Genomic DNA, 15,216 nt, shown 5'->3' with positions numbered 1-15,216 from the left:
AACAGCAGCAAGCCGGACCAGCCAACGAAGACGAAGCGATCGCGTTTCAGCCAGTCGTCGAGGGCGTCGAACCACCCCCGCTCTGCCTGCGCGCGTCCCATTGCTATGGTCATTTCAAATCCTCTTACTATTGCAGCAAAAAGTTTTTTGCCTCAGTGACACTCTTCTCATTATCCAAGGTTAGAAAAGTTTCTGCCTGGTATCGAGAAAGTTGCGAGTTTTCAGTTTAATGTCGGCCAATATGCTTGCTGAGGTTGAGCCTTAGCCATATTGGTCCTCGCTGGCCTTGTCTAGGCAACCGACATCCGATCCTGAGATAGGAGTTAACGTTTCTATATGATAGAAAATATCAGGATTTTTACAATCTGACACGTACTCTCTCAGCAATCTTTGGCTCTTAGACCGCTTAACTCATACTATAGGGTTGTGGGATTAGATAATTCCAGTTTGGAATTCCACTTCTTTAATTTTTGCGAATTTATATTGAGCGAGTCGCATGACTGCACAAGCTGCTTCCAAAGGGAATCTCGTCCTACGTCAACCGATTTTAGGATCTCGTCGTTTCAGTAACTATTGGTGGGCCACCGTTGTCTCAATTGGAGCCACTGGATTTGCTCTATCAGGGCTGTCTAGCTATCTCAAGGTAAACCTGCTGCCTGTATCCGACCCAACTCAACTAGTTTTTGTCCCGCAGGGACTAGCCATGAGTTTCTATGGAGTCGCAGGTTTACTACTCGCGCTCTACCTATGGCTGGTAATTATTGCGGACGTAGGGGGCGGTTACAACGAATTCAATCAAGACAAAGGCACAGTCCAGATTTTTCGTTGGGGATTTCCGGGGAAGAATCGGCGCATCGAAATTACTTGCCCAATTTCGGATGTCCAAGCGGTACGAGTTGATCTCAGAGAAGGATTGAATCCGCGCCGCGCCCTTTATTTAAGGCTTAAGGGACGTAATGACATCCCCTTAACGCGGGTAGGCGAACCGCTACCTCTATCGGAACTAGAGAATCAAGGTGCTGAGTTAGCTCGCTTTCTGAACGTTCCCTTAGAAGGCCTGTAACCATTAGTCCCCCATTAGTTCGGCGCTTTTTAGCAACCATCCCTTCACTCGATTAGGATTTGGTATCCCATTAAACTCTTTGGGACTCAGTCAGTTCTGTTGAGAGAAGGGATCGTCGCATGAGATGATAAGTGGCTCTGATTGAGTAGGTAACGGAACATGCAGATGCGGCGTTGGTTAGTGTCACTTCTAGTGGTTAGTGCTTTGGTATCAGGAGGATGTTCTCCTCAAGAAACATCTCCTTCACCATCTGACAGTTCATCTGCTGCCACCACTCCTTCGGCAAGCGCAACTCCAGTTAGCAGCCCCGAGCCTGCAAACCTGCCTCGCTTAGAGGGTAAAGCAACCGTAGAATTGACTGTGAAAGGTGGCAAGCCCATCACGATTGAGGTGGATGGCACGAATGCACCCATCACAGCTGGAAACTTCGTGGACTTGGTGCAACAAGGTGTTTATGACGGTCTAGTCTTTCATCGAGTAATCCGAGAGCCGCAACCCTTTGTCGTCCAAGGGGGCGACCCGCAAAGTAAAGATCCTAATTTCCCCTTAGAACAATTGGGTACGGGCGGTTTTGTAGATCCAGCGACTGGCCAACCTCGTAACATTCCTTTGGAAATTAAGCCAGAAGGCAGTGCATCTCCGGTTTACGGCAAAACATTGGATACGGCTGGCATTGCTGCGCCACCTCAGCTAAAGCACACCCGTGGAGCTGTAGCAATGGCTAGGGCGTCTATTCCCGACTCTGCTTCTTCGCAGTTCTACGTTGCCTTGACAGACTTGAAATTCCTGGATCGAGATTATGCCGTTTTTGGCTATGTGACTCAGGGCATGGATGTGGTGGATAAGATCCAGCAAGGCGATCGCATTGAGTCGGCCAAAGTCACTAAAGGCATTGAAAACTTGAAGCAGAGTGGCGCAGCGGCAACTCCTAGCCCCTCACCTTCTCCTCAATAAGTCGCTTTTTGGTGAGCTAGGTAGCGGGTGCTGTGGACGTAGTTGTAACAGGCATTGGCTTAGTGTCTGCGTTGGGTGATACCTTGCAGTCGAGTTGGCAGAAACTTCTGGCTAATCAATCCGGAATTTTGCTGCGGCAGCCTTTTTCAGAATTAGAACCACGTCCTCTAGCCATGTTGGGCAAGTTCCCAGTGACGCTTAACTGCTTAGCTGAACAGGTGGTAGCCGCAGCTTTACAAGATGCAGGTTTAGCAACTCCTCTAGCTGACTGTGGAGTTGTGATCGGCTCAAGCCGCAGTTATCAAAGCCAATGGGAGCTGCAAGTACGGCAACGCCTAATGGCCCAAGCTCTACCGGATGATCCGATCGCGCTTCCTTGGCTAGATACACTGCCAGGGCAAGTGGCGATCGCAGCAGCTCGGCAAATCGGCAGTGGTGGCCCTGTTTTGGCACCAATGGCGGCTTGCGCGACTGGCTTATGGGCGATCGCGCAGGGGTATGAGCTGGTACGAGCTGGGCAATGTCAGCGGGTAATTGCAGGAGCTGTGGAAGCGCCGATTACTCCTCTGACTTTGGCCGGGTTTCAGCAGATGGGGGCCTTAGCAGCCACAGGGGCGTACCCTTTCGATCGCCGCCGAGAAGGCTTGGTGTTGGGGGAAGGAGCCGCTGTGTTGGTTTTAGAACCAGCCGAGTTAGCTCAGCAGCGATCGGCTTCGATCTATGGCCGTATTTTAGGGTTTGGCTTCACTGCGGATGGTTATCACATGAGCGCCCCTGACCCGACAAGCCGCACCGCAATCAATGCGGTCAAGCAATGCCTCGATCGCAGCCACCTCACTCCAGAAGCGATCGACTACATCCATGCTCACGGCACGGCGACCCAACTCAACGATCGCAACGAAGCGCATCTGATTCAGCATGTGTTTCCGCAAGGGGTTCCCGTGAGTTCGACCAAAGGAGCCACGGGGCACACGCTAGGAGCCTCTGGAGCTTTCGGCGCTGCTTTCTGCCTCATGGCGTTACGACACCAGATTTTGCCGCCTTGTGTAGGACTACAAGCACCAGAGTTTGATTTGAATTTTGTGAGGGAAGTGGGCGATCGCGCTGTCCAAAATGCTCTTTGCTTTAGCTTCGGCTTTGGCGGGCAGAATGCGGTTCTGGCGTTCAGCCAATAATTTCAACCAAATCGTTATTGGAGTTTGGGTCGGAAGTTTTAGGCAAAACTCAGCCATTTCAGCCCAACTTCAGGCACTATTCTACAAATAGAGTCCATGCCCTGCTTACATCTCATCTTGCATCTAATGAGCTGGTGCCATTTAAGTAGGGGCGATCGCCCCGTTCCCACTTTGAGTTCACTTCCATGACCCTAACCGAACAAATTCTCTCTACCCTGCCGGGAGATATTCTGGGAGGACTCCGGCGTAGCGACGACTTGTGGTACAAGCTACGCCACCAGCAGCTTTCCGTGCCTACAGTGGTGCAAACTAGTCAGGAACCCTTAGCAGCAGTCGATTGGGATGTTGTAATCTGCGGGGGGACTTTAGGGATTTTTATTGGCGCAGCTTTAGCTCAGCAAGGTTGGCGAGTCGCACTCATTGAGCGGGGTGCGTTGCGTGGGCGTGAGCAGGAGTGGAATATTTCACGTCAAGAACTACAGGTTTTCCTAGAACTAAATCTCTTGACTGAACCGGAATTAGAGCAGGCGATCGCCACAGAGTACAATCCTGCCCGCATTAGTTTCTCAGGGAGTTCTGACCTTTGGGTGCGCGACATTCTCAATATTGGGATTGACCCAGTTTTCTTGCTGGATAAGCTCAAGTCACGCTTTTTAGCCAGTGGCGGTAAGCTGCTGGAACACACAGGTTTTGCAGGCGCGATCGTCCATCCCAATGGAGTGACAGTCAAAGCAGGGCAAGACCTGAAGGCACGGTTACTGATTGATGCGATGGGCCATTTTTCACCCATCGTCCAGCAGGCTCGGCAAGGTCAAACACCAGACGGCATTTGCTTAGTCGTTGGGACTTGTGCTCAAGGCTTTCCTAAAAATGATGTGGGTGATTTGTTGGTGTCTTTCACCCCGATTCAAAACCAGTGCCAATATTTTTGGGAGGCCTTTCCCGCCCGTGATGGCCGTACGACCTACCTGTTTACCTATCTAGATGCCCACCGCGATCGCTTTAGCTTAGAAACGTTATTTGAGGAATATTTCCGGCTGCTACCTGAATATCAACAAATTGAGTTGTCTCAGTTGCAGTTTCAGCGGGCCTTATTTGGCCTGTTTCCCTGCTACCAGAACAGCCCCTTGCAACCGTCCTGGAATCATGTTTTGCACGTGGGGGATAGTAGCGGTAGCCAATCACCGCTGAGTTTCGGTGGCTTTGGGGCAATGGTGCGTCACTTGGAGCGGCTTAGCTTGGGGATTCATGAAGCTTTAACCAGCAATGCGCTCGATCGCCAAGCTTTAGCTCTCCTTCAGCCCTACCAACCGAATGTCTCAGTTACTTGGTTATTCCAGAAGGCGATGAGCGTGGGGGTGCACCAGCAAGTAGCCCCCAATCAAATCAATCAATTGCTAGCAGATGTCTTTCAAGAAATGGCTCAGTTAGGCGAGCCTGTGCTGCGGCCTTTCTTGCAGGATGTCGTCCAGTTTTCCGCTCTTTCCCGCACCCTTTTGCAGACCTCTCTGGCCCATCCCAGCTTAGTCGCCAAAATTGTCCCGCAAGTGGGTCTTCCTGCTCTGCTTAATTGGACGCGGCACTTCGGCGGCTTAGCGCTTTATAGCGCTTTATATCCCGTAGGGAACGCGATCGCCCCTTGGACCGAAAGTTGGTCTCCCACCCAGAAATACTGTTTTCAGCGCTGGCTACAGGCGTGGCAGTATGGTGCAGGCGGTGACTATAAAGGCTCAAACTAAAAATTAGAGATTTGTAAAAATTCAATGCAACTTTAGGTGCAGTCAAGAGATTTTAGTGAGCCTTTCCGGGTGCACAGGCGATCGCTAGAAAGACTTCATTAAATTGCTGCTGTTTCTTGCCGCTGATCCCTACAGTCGTAGTCGAATCAGCTAAACACTGAGTTTGGTTATTGAGGTTGAGCTTAATTGTCGAGAAAGCATGACTCTATTTCCAGCCGCCGTCTGGAATTGGGTCACGCTAGGGTGATAGAAGAAATCAGCAGCAAGATACTGACATATTCCATCCAGACTACCGACACTGAAGGAAACGCTTCAGATTCTGCTTGTAGCGAACTTGAACAGACAACATGAAGAAAGTTCTTTTTATTCTGGGGGAGTTGACTGATGATGACATCGACTGGATGATCGCCATCTCTACTCAAGAGCGAGTTCTAGCAGGCACAACTTTGATCCGCGAAGGACAACTAATTGATGCCCTGTACATTATTATTGACGGTACTTTCACGGTTTCTGTGCAAGCATTAGGTGACAAAGAAGTTGCACACCTTTCTAGCGGCGAAGTTGTAGGTGAAATGTCCTTTGTGGATGAGCGACCTCCCTCAGCCACCGTGACAGCAGCAGTAGAGTCTTTGGTGCTTTCGATTCCTCGCGAAGAACTCGCTACCAAGCTGCAACAAGATATCGGTTTTGCCTCCCGGTTTTACCGCGCCCTAGCCATTTTTCTCTCCGATCGCTTGCGAGGTACTGTAAGTCGGCTCAGTTCTGGTCGGGAACCATCCGCTGAGGAGCGCACCGCTCAGGAAAATAGCTTGGCTCCCAATATTCGCGATAACCTGGCTTTGGGAAACACCCGCTTTGACTGGCTCCTCAGACGGCTCCGAGGCATGAACGCTCAAACCCTTGAGTAACATGACTCATCTGATAAATGTTACAAGCACCTAACCACGTAATGGCGTAAGGCAAGAATTCATGACGGATCTTCCGTGGGCGCGACAATGCTTCTACCGTACGATCGCTCAACCTGATGAGCAGATTAATTTGGCAGAAGCAGCGCTTTACATCGCCCAAGAAGAATACCCAGACCTGGATATAGAAGCTTACTTCAATGCTCTAGATACAATGGCCAGCGAGGTGGAGGAACGTTTGCCCACTGAGCGGTATCCGCTGCGGATGATCCAAAGTATCAACCAGTATCTCTACGAGGACTTAGGGTTTACGGGAAATACCTCTGACTACTACGACCCCCGTAACAGTTTCCTCAACGACGTGATCGAGCGCCGGACGGGTATTCCGATCACGCTTTCCTTGGTTTATATGGAAATTGCGCGACGAGTGGACTTTCCTATGACAGGGGTGGGGATGCCAGGACATTTTTTGATTCGCCCCAGCATTGAGGAAATGGAGGTCTATGTCGATGCCTACCATCACGGTGAGACTTTATTTGCAGAAGATTGCCAAACTCGCTTAAATCAAATCTATGGTCAGTCCGTGGAGTTGCAACCCGTCTTTCTACAACCCATTGGTCCGCGCCAGTTCTTAGCCCGGATGCTGACCAATCTCAAAATGATTTACCTCAATCGGGATCAAGCGCAGAAATCTTTGGCGGCGATTGAGCGGATTTTACTGCTGTTTCCGAATGCTCCCTTAGAACTGCGCGATCGTGGCATTTTGCACTACCATCTGGGTGCCTGGCCTGAAGCGCACAAAGACTTAAAAACTTACCTAGCTAAAGTACCTGACGCAGAAGATGCTGTGGCAATTCAACAATTGCTCGATCGGATCGCGCCAAATCTTTAAGCAGATTGAATCCGATAGGCACAACGGCGATCGCCTTGGATGATATGCTCGACTCGCTCTACTGCCACACCTGCCCCCAGCAGAGTTCTAAACATTTCCAACTCAGAACCACACAACTTCTGGCACGTTTGAGCAGCCGCACAGATGGGGCAGTGATTCTCGACTAGCAGCCAACCTCCTTCTGCCTCCAATACCTCAGCCATGTAACCTTCTTGGGTTCGGAGGTGAGCCAGATGTTGCACTGGTTCAGCAATGCCTGCTTGAGCAATCCACTCTTGCCAAGTTGACTCTGCGATCGCCGCTGATATCGCTTCTGGCAGCTTTGTCGCGTAGGTTTGCAATTGGCGACGCATCCGATCGGCCAATAGTTTTTCTAAACCTGCTGTGCCGAACAAAGTTTCAACTCCTAAGAGCAAGTCAGTCATGAGGTCAGCATGACTGTCAGGAAATAATTGCAGCGATCGCTCTGTTAGTTGCCACAGCTTGACAGGGCGCCCCAAGGGACGACGCTCCTCTTGATAACTCACCCATTGCTCGGCTTGTAGCATCTGTAAATGTTGGCGTACTGCCATCGGAGAGACTTGCAACTGTTCAGCTAGAGTTGTGGCAGTCTGAGCCCCCTGAGTTTTTAGCAGATGTAAGATTTGATCTTTGGCTTTTTGTTTATCCTCCAGTGATTCTGGGGAAGTCGTCGAAGAATGTTTCATAAAGTCTGGATGAAGGCCAATAGGCTTTTAAGCTGAATTTAGAAAAAATGCTTAGATCTCAGTGAAGCTACGATGGAATTCGCCTCTAGAATGGGTAAATTGAGATAGCTCTAGATCAATCTATCAGGTTCAACCTCCATCTATGGGTATAAAAATTAATCGCTCCATCCTCTTTATCGTCACTTGCAGCGCTGTTGGCGTCATTCTAGGAGGAACTGCAAGCTGGGCAGATAGCAATAGCTGTCTCCAGGCTGAAACGCCGACGAATACATGCTTGACTCAGGACCCAACGGTTAAGACGATGGAAGGCATGAGTAGTGGTTTAGTTGCAGGTGCTGGTGCAGCCCTGGGTGCAACTTTCCATCTCAATCGCAAAGATTAACTTCATCACCTTAAGCATTCATGTAGGGAATTTCATAGTGAGGCAGAGCTTCACTATGTTTCCCGTTTGCTAGGACAAGCTATTAGAACTGATAGTGATATGTCTGCTTTGCAGATGCTTTACCCAAGGTTACCCAAAAACTCAGAGGTACAGCATTGCCTTGAGCATCAACCTTGACCTCCACCACAATCGGCTGCATGGCTTGGTTCGCTTGCGCCGTATTAATGTTTTGGTTGATGGCATCTCGCTGGTCTTCTGGAATGTAATAGCGCTCTAAGCCGTACTGAACCGTACTATTGTTGATTTGACCTCGGAGGATGACCTGATTTTGAGCCAGATTAGCGGGGCGATCGCTGCTGATACGAATTGCTCGCCAAGGTGACGGCGGATTAGTACTAGCAGCACCCGGAGCTTCTAGCACCAGATAGAAGAAATTAGTCGCAGGCCACTCAGAATTCGCAGCTTTTTGTTGCTCAACCTCGCTCCAACCTGGAAGCTGACGCAAGGTATCTACTCGAGAAATGTCATAGCTGAGTGTGACTGAGTAGCCGCGCAACAGGTCATAGGGGTCTACAGGAGCCGTCTTTAGAATCACGGTTCGACCTGTGAGTTGGGTGTGAAGTGATTGAGCTGGAATCGTCAGAATAAGAGCAGCTTGGCATACCAAAGGTAGCCAGAATCTCCAGCTCGGCAATGTTCTAGAAGCTGACGGAGTGGGTGCCATCAATTTTCCTCCTCGGTTGGGTTAGGATCGGCTGGTGGATAATAGTAGGTGCTGAGCGTGCGAATGTAGCGCTCGAACCAAAGACCGATGGCAATGATCCCCAAACCGCACAAGAAGAGAACGAAAGACTTAAACACCAAGCCAGTACTGTACTCAAACAGCCGACTCAAAATTTGTAGGGTTAACAAAGTCATACCAAGCCAGAAAGTGGAGCGTTGACCCGCCGCAATACCTTCCCGAATCAAGCCTGCTCCTAGCAGAAACAACAGCACATTCGCGATGAAGACGGCGATCGCTGATCTGAATTCTTCGCTAGGGGGAAAAAATGGTAGTACCGCAATAATGCCAATAAAAATAGCTATGACTGGCGTCGTAAGTTGGAGGGGACGGCGTAGAAGATCATTTCTAAGTTGTCGGGTGAGGTACACCCACTCCAATACAGTTAGACCTAAAAGCACTCCAGTGTTGACCCAGATAGGGTTAAACATTTCTGGGGTTGTTCTTGCGGGGTAGTAGCTGGGTTGGCCATCCCAAAACCAATGGAACGAGAGCCAGTACAGCAGCGCACTCAGAAACAACAGCGTTAAGCTACGCGCTAGAAACCGAAAAGGACGGCGCACCTCTGCACTCGGCGGTCGAGGTTGGCCCAGCCTGAACCAAAAGGTATCGTCATAAGCCCAGAGCAATGCTGGCGGCAGGGTAAAGGCGATCGCCCTTGCCCAATTGGTGCCGATTAGCAAGCGGCCATAACCGAAAGTTCCAGAACTTAGGTTGGCTTCAAAAGCCGAAATCACTGCGATCGCGCCCAACACAAAAATGATACGAGAACGACACCAATAAGCTAGGGGAATGGCGAGTAGGCCGATACAGAGCGGCATGTATTGCAATAGCCAGCGTAGCCAGATGCTACCGAGCTCTAGCGATCCCGCGTTAAAGACTGCCTGCCAGTAGCCCCACCCTAGCAGCAACATGGCTATGACTCCCAAGGAGGTAAGGCGCAAACTGTACGCCATCGCTATCACTCCCAACCCCCACACCAAATAGAGTTCATAGCTAGGTCCGTTTACCTGGAACATCTGAGCCATTAGCGCCAAGTTTGCGCCTAAAACTAGAGTTCCAAGGAGTAGTAAGCCTTGGCCGAGCCGTTGCTGCCAGCGCTCCGTACCGAAAGTGTATCGCTGCCGCCAGAGGTAAAATCCGGCGGTATTGACGCCTACGAATAAACTGAGCAACAGCGTCATCTTGACGGATCGAGGCCACTCCTGCCAGTTGGCTGCCACAAAGGTAATGACCGCTAAACCGACTAGAATGCTGCCGAGACCAATCAAAACCAGCGTAAAGCGATTGCGGGCTGCCGTTTCTAAAGTGTTGAACTGATAACGCTCGGCAATTTGTTGGTATTGAGTCGCATCAATTAAACCATCTCTGCGCCAGTACTCTGCTTCTTGGCGTAGCTGATATCGAAATTTGTCTGAAGGCATAAGAACCTCCTGCTTAGGCTAACTAATAGGCCATAAGCAGTTAAGTGACAGCAGGATTTAAGCTAAAGAACCAAACGATGAATTTTTCTAAAATCGTTGCAGTTCTAGCTTATTTTTACTGTGTCATTAGCAGCCCAATCAACAGATATAGCTAGACCAGATTCTGGACCTCCACAACCCAGGAGACAGATTACTAGAAGCCGATGTTAGGAGCTCTTTTTGTTAGACGGCGAGGCAGGTCGATTGGTCGTAGGGTTGCTGGGGGTTTGCGGTCTGGGCGCGGGGGTTTCTGGGTGCAACTGCTGCCGCCCATTGCGAATAATGCGAACCATTTCACTCAGTTGCTGCTCCATATCGCCTAGGACGCGATCGGCATAGACATCTGCACCTTCTTGGATGTCTTCACACTCCGCGATCGCCATCCGTCGCATTTCCTCCAGGTCTTGCTGAGCCTGACGACGCATGCGGTCAATTTCATCCATCGTCTGCTCTTGCATCGCTTCGCATTCCTGCTGCACGCGCTGGCGAATTTGTCGGGCTTCCATCTCGGCTTGCCGAATAATGCCTAACTCATCTAGAATCTGGGCTGCCCGCCGTTCTGCTGCTTCTACGACTTCCTGGGCATATTGCTCAGTCTGCAACAGAATGTCATCTTTATGCTGCAGCAAATCTTCTGCATCTCGAAAAGCAGTCGGTAAGTTGAGCCGCACCAAATCCAGTTGGTCGAGCAACTGCTCTTCATCAATAAGCGTGCGGCGGCTCAGGGGAATACGAGGGCTATCTAGAATCATTTCTTCTAGCCGATTCAGCTCTCGTTGAATATCTACGCTGCCTGCCCGCACAGCATCTCCATAGGAGTTTACGCTTTGGGATGATCCAGCGTGGAGATTGGGTCCATCACGGTCGGGGCTGCTACTGGATGAGTCTTGGCGTAACATCGGCTGTAAATATCTAGGGCAACATGTTTAGGAACGAGATGATCGACAGGACCACCAAACTTGGCAATCTCTTTCACCAGACTACTACTTAGGAAACTGTATTCGTTAGAAGTTGCTAGAAAAACTGTTTCGATCTGGTCCGAAAGTGTCTTGTTTGTGTGAGCCATCTGGAGTTCCTTCTCAAAATCGGACAGTACCCTGAGGCCCCTCAACAGTACTTTAGCCTGCCGAAGATGAGCATATGTCACGGCTAATCCATCAAAGCTATCCACCTGCACTCTAGAAATATGGCTAGTTGCCTGCCGGATTTGCTCAATTCGCTCCTCTACAGTGAACAAAGGCATTTTATTCGGGTTGCGTAGTACTGCCACAATTACCGTGTCAAAAAGCCTCGCCCCTCGCTGAATAATGTCGAGGTGGCCAAAGGTAATGGGATCGAAACTACCGGGATAGATGGCAATCAAAGCAGATGGTAATAGCTGAGGTTTAAGCAGTCTAGGATGAGGCAATCAAAGCAACAAAGCTTATTTTGCCAAGACTAGAAAATTCAGTAGATTCAGTAATAGTAAAGCTTTTTTAGTCTCGTCTGTTGTATCGCGGTGAATAGTTTGAATTGCCTGAGCTGGAATCACTGACGCTGGCACTGTAGGACCCGGTACACCCGCTTTTTTGACATTTCAAGATATTCCCCGCTCCAGAAGGAAGCAGTGACGATCCATGACTCATCCACCCACAGGCGCTCCATTGCCCAATCTGGCCTTGATTGATCAAGCACAGCAAGCGATCGCAGACTTTGAGCGCTCCGTAGCTCCAGGGATGTGGCCTTACCTGGATAAAGCGACAGTTGTGGCGGAAATGCGATCGCGAATTACTGACCCTTTTCAAATTAATCAGGGAGGTCAACCGTTTTGCGGGCCTGCTGCGATCGCCTTTGAACTAGTTCGGAAGCAGCCAGTGCGTTATGTCGAAATTTGTCGCAGCTTGTATGAAGTAGGCAGTTTTCAGTCAAAAACTCGTCGGGTAGAAGCTACGAACCGCCTACGCCAGAGTCAAGGTCGCCTGCGGATGGGGCAAGCGGATTGGATGCTGCTTTCCACCCTACGCGATTCCGAAAACCTATTGTTTCCAGTTGATCCTGGTGCGCCTGATGTAATGCGTAATTTGTCAGGCATGACCAAGTCTTGGGAAATGAAAGGTTGGGTGCGCGAGATTCTCGGCTACCGCGATGTGAAGTATGACCACACCTATTTGTTTGGCGAGTTTGAAGCCCTCACCGAAGCCGCTGATGTGATTGCGGCTGGAGGTGTAGCGTTTGCTTTGATCACAGCGGAAGGGCTTTTGCAGAATAAAAAACCATTATTGCCCTACCCTAGCCACTGGGTCACGCTTGTAGGCAATATCGTCATCCAGAAGGGTCAGTTTTTTCAGCACGATAGCGGTCACTTTAGCTGCGATATTTACTCGTGGGCTAAAAAGATGAAGCTGGATGCAGACGAGGGGCCATTTGAGGATTATTTCTGGGGGGTCGTGCTAGGTCGCCCTTAGTTCAATCTTGGAGCCGTTTGAGATAGACGCGATCGCACCGAGCAGTCTCAACTCCAGTTGCAGGCTGATAACCATTGCTTTCGTAGAGTTTGACTGCTTCTACTAAAATACTGGCAGTCTCGATCCAGATAGTTTGAAACGGTTGCGCGGCGATCGCTTGCTCTAACTGGTGCAACAAATATTTGCCCAGTCCTTGTCCTCGCACTTCGGGCAACAAGTACATTTTGCGAATCTCAACTGCCGCTTCTCCGCGATCCACGGGATAATAGGCCACTGTCCCCACGACTCGATTTTGATGTTCCACCACCCAGAATTCACCGCCCACTGCTTGATAGCAAGCTTCGACTTCTAAAACGTCGCGATCGGCTCCTTCTGGCTCCCAACCCAAACCATACTCCGCTAAGACGACACGAATCACCTCAGCCGCAGCAGTGCGATCGCGCGGTTCCCAAGACCGAATCACAAAATCTCGATAGCACCTTGGCATTAGCTATGGATCCTGGGTTCTGGATGTAACGTCACTAGCAACTGACTTTCAACTGTTGCCAACTCTTCTAAGCGTTGCTCCACCAGCGATCGCTCATAGTAGGTCGTCGCCAAGACCCAATAGGCTCCATAGTGTCTTGCTTCTGAAGCCATCAAGGCCCTGTAAAATCTCGCTAGTTCTGGGTCGGGAACATGAGCCGATAACAAGCTCAGACGCTCGTGGCTCCGGGCTTCAATCAAGCCACAAACCAGTAGAAAATCTAGCAAACGCTCTGGTTCAGTGCGGCGAATTTGCTGATTTAACCCTGCACCATAAGGCGGGGCAGACAGAGGCCCCAATGGCACGCCGCGCCGCTCCAGAATTTGATTGACTTGCTCAAAGTGCTCTAGCTCTTCTTTGGCGATCGCCGTTAGAGCCTTTACCATCTTGGTGTTAGACGGATAGCGGAACATTAGATTCAGCGCCACGCCTGCGGCTTTGCGTTCGCAGTGGGAGTGGTCGAGCAAGACAGTATCTAAGTTAGCCAGAGCTTGCTCGACCCAAGCAGGGGCAGTGGGTTGCTGCAAAAACTTAATTTTGGGTAATTCGGAGGCCACCACGGCGGCGATCTAAACCAGAAACACAACAATTTGCACCATAACAGGTTTCCCAGAGAGATGACAGGCGCGAGCTTGAAAGGAGAAGGCGCGATCGCTTTACGAAAATTAGTCTCCGATCTCCTGAGTCTTGGTGTGTTGCAAGGAATTAAGTCTTGATAGCGAAATCGATCGCTTCCCGGGGTCGCGGGAACCCTAAATCAGGAGCTTTAGGAGTTGTAAATGTTAAGTCAGAACGAGGCGAATAGACCCCGTCAATTTTCCCGGCGGGCGTTTTTAGCGCTAGGAAGTGCGGCCCTTACCCAAGTCTTTGCCCAAGTAGAATCTGTGGATGCAGCGCGTCCAGCTCGTGTGATTCGGCGTCGAGTCGCAGGCATTCCTTTCTACCAAACCACGATCGACTTAACTGACCCCAAAACTTTCATCACGATTGGCTTACCTCATCGGGCTCCTATAGCCAACAGCGCTCACGTTTCTTACGGAGACGAAGCTTTTGGCCGAATCGTGGCTCGTTCCCATGCGGCAGTCGTGGCGAATGGCACCTTCTTTAGCACTGACGGAGAGAAGCGAGTCATGGGTAACGTGGTGGCAGAAGGTCGATTCCTCAAGTACAGCCCTTGGGAGAACTATGGAACCACTTTGGGCCTAAGAGCAGGAAATGAACCAGAAATGGTAACGGCCAGAGTGGATGGCAAGCCTGACTGGCAAGAGCATTGGTTTTCGATTACCAGTGGCCCCAGGTTACTGAGACAAGGCAAAGTTTGGCTGGCCCCCAAATCAGAAGGTTTTCGAGATCCGCGCGTGCTGGGAGTGGCGTCACGAGCTGCGATCGGTTTCCCACGCGGCGGCAAAAAATTAGTTCTAGTTACCTTTCTGGCTAACTTATCTTTAGAGCGAGAAGCCAAAATCATGCGAGCGATCGGCTGCTACGAAGCCATGAATCTAGATGGGGGATCCTCTCTAGGACTAGCTAGCCACAGCAAAATTTTGGTCCGTCCAGGACGTGAACTCACCAATGTCATCGTTGTTTACGATGCCAAGCATCCTGCACCTACAGCTCTGAAGGATTCTTGGACGATGTTTCAACGAGGCGATCGCCCTACGTTACGTGCTTAAGTTATCCAGGTTTCTGAGTTAGCAACTGCCACTTAGCATTCAGACCAAGTTCGGGGTCAAGTGGCAGCTAGCTGCTGAAGGTGATGCACTAAGGCATGTAGCCCTAAGCGGTAGCTTTCAGGGCCAAAACCACTAATTTGCCCAACAGCCACGGGTGCGATAAAGGAATGGTGTCGAAATTCTTCGCGACGGTAGATATTACTGAGATGCACCTCAACGGTGGGGAGATTAACTGCGGCGATCGCATCTCGTAGGGCCACACTTGTGTGGGTATACGCGCCAGCATTGATTAAAATTCCCTGATGATGTCCCTGAGCAACATGAATGGCATCAACCAAAGCACCCTCGTGATTTGATTGCAAGGTAGAGACCTTGACTTGTAGGGCTTGCCCTTCCTGCTCTAGCGAACGGTTAATTGCATCTAGGGTCACACGACCATAGATCCCTGGTTCACGTTGCCCCAGGAGATTTAGGTTAGGCCCATGCAGAACTAAAACGCTTAGCAAGCGCAT

Annotated in this window: 17 protein-coding genes and 1 pseudogene; 9 read left to right on the top strand and 9 right to left on the bottom strand. The window is 50.3% G+C overall.

Going from position 1 to position 15,216, the window contains the following annotated elements:
• Nucleotides 1–113 (bottom strand): annotated as a pseudogene (locus H6F68_RS11850) (photosystem II D2 protein (photosystem q(a) protein)); the annotation flags it as partial.
• Between the two features lie 383 nt (nucleotides 114–496).
• Here H6F68_RS11850 and H6F68_RS11845 point away from each other — a divergent pair.
• The 6 genes from H6F68_RS11845 to H6F68_RS11820 all read left to right on the top strand — a co-directional run bounded on the left by H6F68_RS11845 (nucleotide 497) and on the right by H6F68_RS11820 (nucleotide 6,728).
• A complete protein-coding gene (locus H6F68_RS11845) occupies nucleotides 497–1,063 on the top strand; it encodes a photosystem I assembly protein Ycf4 (protein ID WP_190436400.1) in 567 nt (188 codons plus the stop codon).
• 159 nt (nucleotides 1,064–1,222) lie between these two features.
• Complete coding sequence (locus H6F68_RS11840; RefSeq protein WP_190559217.1) at nucleotides 1,223–2,017, top strand: peptidylprolyl isomerase; 795 nt, start codon at nucleotides 1,223–1,225, stop codon at nucleotides 2,015–2,017.
• Between the two features lie 32 nt (nucleotides 2,018–2,049).
• On the top strand, nucleotides 2,050–3,192 hold the full coding sequence (locus H6F68_RS11835) for a beta-ketoacyl-ACP synthase (RefSeq protein WP_190559215.1): 1,143 nt from the start codon (nucleotides 2,050–2,052) through the stop codon (nucleotides 3,190–3,192).
• A gap of 185 nt (nucleotides 3,193–3,377) precedes the next feature.
• A complete protein-coding gene (locus tag H6F68_RS11830; protein ID WP_190559213.1) occupies nucleotides 3,378–4,931 on the top strand; it encodes an NAD(P)/FAD-dependent oxidoreductase in 1,554 nt (517 codons plus the stop codon).
• Nucleotides 4,932–5,278: 347 nt separating this feature from the next.
• A complete protein-coding gene (locus tag H6F68_RS11825; RefSeq protein WP_190436387.1) occupies nucleotides 5,279–5,839 on the top strand; it encodes a cyclic nucleotide-binding domain-containing protein in 561 nt (186 codons plus the stop codon).
• A 61-nt stretch (nucleotides 5,840–5,900) separates the two neighbouring features.
• On the top strand, nucleotides 5,901–6,728 hold the full coding sequence (locus tag H6F68_RS11820) for a SirB1 family protein (protein ID WP_190559211.1): 828 nt from the start codon (nucleotides 5,901–5,903) through the stop codon (nucleotides 6,726–6,728).
• Here the strand turns inward: H6F68_RS11820 and H6F68_RS11815 are convergent.
• Nucleotides 6,725–7,435, bottom strand: coding sequence for a metalloregulator ArsR/SmtB family transcription factor (locus tag H6F68_RS11815; protein ID WP_190559209.1), 711 nt, complete (start codon nucleotides 7,433–7,435; stop codon nucleotides 6,725–6,727). The genes H6F68_RS11820 and H6F68_RS11815 overlap by 4 nt on opposite strands.
• Before the next feature lie 142 nt (nucleotides 7,436–7,577).
• On the opposite strand from H6F68_RS11815, the gene H6F68_RS11810 reads away from it, so the two are divergent.
• The gene (locus tag H6F68_RS11810) at nucleotides 7,578–7,817 is read left to right on the top strand and encodes a hypothetical protein (RefSeq protein WP_190436379.1); all 240 of its coding nucleotides are present in this window, start codon (nucleotides 7,578–7,580) and stop codon (nucleotides 7,815–7,817) included.
• Between the two features lie 82 nt (nucleotides 7,818–7,899).
• Here the strand turns inward: H6F68_RS11810 and H6F68_RS11805 are convergent, their stop codons facing one another.
• The 4 genes from H6F68_RS11805 to coaD all read right to left on the bottom strand — a co-directional run bounded on the left by H6F68_RS11805 (nucleotide 7,900) and on the right by coaD (nucleotide 11,424).
• Complete coding sequence (locus H6F68_RS11805) at nucleotides 7,900–8,541, bottom strand: GDYXXLXY domain-containing protein (protein WP_190559207.1); 642 nt, start codon at nucleotides 8,539–8,541, stop codon at nucleotides 7,900–7,902.
• Nucleotides 8,541–10,022 carry a DUF2157 domain-containing protein gene (locus H6F68_RS11800; protein ID WP_190559205.1) on the bottom strand — a complete coding sequence of 494 codons (1,482 nt, stop codon included), beginning with the start codon at nucleotides 10,020–10,022 and terminating at the stop codon, nucleotides 8,541–8,543. The genes H6F68_RS11805 and H6F68_RS11800 overlap by 1 nt, the downstream gene beginning before the upstream one ends.
• A gap of 206 nt (nucleotides 10,023–10,228) precedes the next feature.
• On the bottom strand, nucleotides 10,229–10,864 hold the full coding sequence (locus H6F68_RS11795; protein WP_313930093.1) for a hypothetical protein: 636 nt from the start codon (nucleotides 10,862–10,864) through the stop codon (nucleotides 10,229–10,231).
• 17 nt (nucleotides 10,865–10,881) lie between these two features.
• Complete coding sequence (coaD, locus tag H6F68_RS11790; RefSeq protein WP_190436371.1) at nucleotides 10,882–11,424, bottom strand: pantetheine-phosphate adenylyltransferase; 543 nt, start codon at nucleotides 11,422–11,424, stop codon at nucleotides 10,882–10,884.
• Nucleotides 11,425–11,677: 253 nt separating this feature from the next.
• On the opposite strand from coaD, the gene H6F68_RS11785 reads away from it, so the two are divergent.
• Nucleotides 11,678–12,505 (top strand): hypothetical protein, encoded by an 828-nt coding sequence (locus H6F68_RS11785; protein ID WP_206755519.1) that lies wholly within the window; start codon nucleotides 11,678–11,680, stop codon nucleotides 12,503–12,505.
• Between the two features lies 1 nt (nucleotide 12,506).
• On the opposite strand, the gene H6F68_RS11780 is transcribed toward H6F68_RS11785, so the two are convergent.
• Entirely contained in the window at nucleotides 12,507–12,992 is a 486-nt protein-coding gene (locus H6F68_RS11780; protein WP_190559203.1) for a GNAT family N-acetyltransferase, read from the bottom strand.
• On the bottom strand, nucleotides 12,992–13,588 hold the full coding sequence (locus H6F68_RS11775; RefSeq protein ID WP_190559226.1) for a tRNA isopentenyl-2-thiomethyl-A-37 hydroxylase MiaE: 597 nt from the start codon (nucleotides 13,586–13,588) through the stop codon (nucleotides 12,992–12,994). The genes H6F68_RS11780 and H6F68_RS11775 overlap by 1 nt, the downstream gene beginning before the upstream one ends.
• A gap of 222 nt (nucleotides 13,589–13,810) precedes the next feature.
• Between H6F68_RS11775 and H6F68_RS11770 the strand changes: the two genes are divergently transcribed.
• Complete coding sequence (locus H6F68_RS11770) at nucleotides 13,811–14,704, top strand: phosphodiester glycosidase family protein (RefSeq protein ID WP_190559201.1); 894 nt, start codon at nucleotides 13,811–13,813, stop codon at nucleotides 14,702–14,704.
• A 56-nt stretch (nucleotides 14,705–14,760) separates the two neighbouring features.
• Here the strand turns inward: H6F68_RS11770 and aroQ are convergent, their stop codons facing one another.
• Nucleotides 14,761–15,210 (bottom strand): type II 3-dehydroquinate dehydratase, encoded by a 450-nt coding sequence (gene aroQ, locus H6F68_RS11765; protein WP_399313727.1) that lies wholly within the window; start codon nucleotides 15,208–15,210, stop codon nucleotides 14,761–14,763.
• Between the last annotated feature and the right edge of the window lie 6 nt (nucleotides 15,211–15,216).

The organism is Trichocoleus sp. FACHB-262, from assembly GCF_014696035.1.
Taxonomy (GTDB): Bacteria; Cyanobacteriota; Cyanobacteriia; order FACHB-46; family FACHB-46; genus Trichocoleus.
This window is presented reverse-complemented; position numbering and strand designations above follow the sequence as displayed.

Excerpts from the sequence above, each read along its gene's own strand:
- H6F68_RS11845 (WP_190436400.1), top strand. The coding sequence starts at position 497 with ATGACTGCACAAGCTGCTTCCAAAGGGAATCTCGTCCTACGTCAACCG.
- H6F68_RS11840 (WP_190559217.1), top strand. The coding sequence starts at position 1,223 with ATGCAGATGCGGCGTTGGTTAGTGTCACTTCTAGTGGTTAGTGCTTTG.
- H6F68_RS11830 (WP_190559213.1), top strand. The coding sequence starts at position 3,378 with ATGACCCTAACCGAACAAATTCTCTCTACCCTGCCGGGAGATATTCTG.
- H6F68_RS11825 (WP_190436387.1), top strand. The coding sequence starts at position 5,279 with ATGAAGAAAGTTCTTTTTATTCTGGGGGAGTTGACTGATGATGACATC.
- H6F68_RS11820 (WP_190559211.1), top strand. The coding sequence starts at position 5,901 with ATGACGGATCTTCCGTGGGCGCGACAATGCTTCTACCGTACGATCGCT.
- H6F68_RS11815 (WP_190559209.1), bottom strand. The coding sequence starts at position 7,435 with ATGAAACATTCTTCGACGACTTCCCCAGAATCACTGGAGGATAAACAA.
- H6F68_RS11810 (WP_190436379.1), top strand. The coding sequence starts at position 7,578 with ATGGGTATAAAAATTAATCGCTCCATCCTCTTTATCGTCACTTGCAGC.
- H6F68_RS11805 (WP_190559207.1), bottom strand. The coding sequence starts at position 8,541 with ATGGCACCCACTCCGTCAGCTTCTAGAACATTGCCGAGCTGGAGATTC.
- H6F68_RS11800 (WP_190559205.1), bottom strand. The coding sequence starts at position 10,022 with ATGCCTTCAGACAAATTTCGATATCAGCTACGCCAAGAAGCAGAGTAC.
- H6F68_RS11785 (WP_206755519.1), top strand. The coding sequence starts at position 11,678 with ATGACTCATCCACCCACAGGCGCTCCATTGCCCAATCTGGCCTTGATT.
- H6F68_RS11780 (WP_190559203.1), bottom strand. The coding sequence starts at position 12,992 with ATGCCAAGGTGCTATCGAGATTTTGTGATTCGGTCTTGGGAACCGCGC.
- H6F68_RS11770 (WP_190559201.1), top strand. The coding sequence starts at position 13,811 with ATGTTAAGTCAGAACGAGGCGAATAGACCCCGTCAATTTTCCCGGCGG.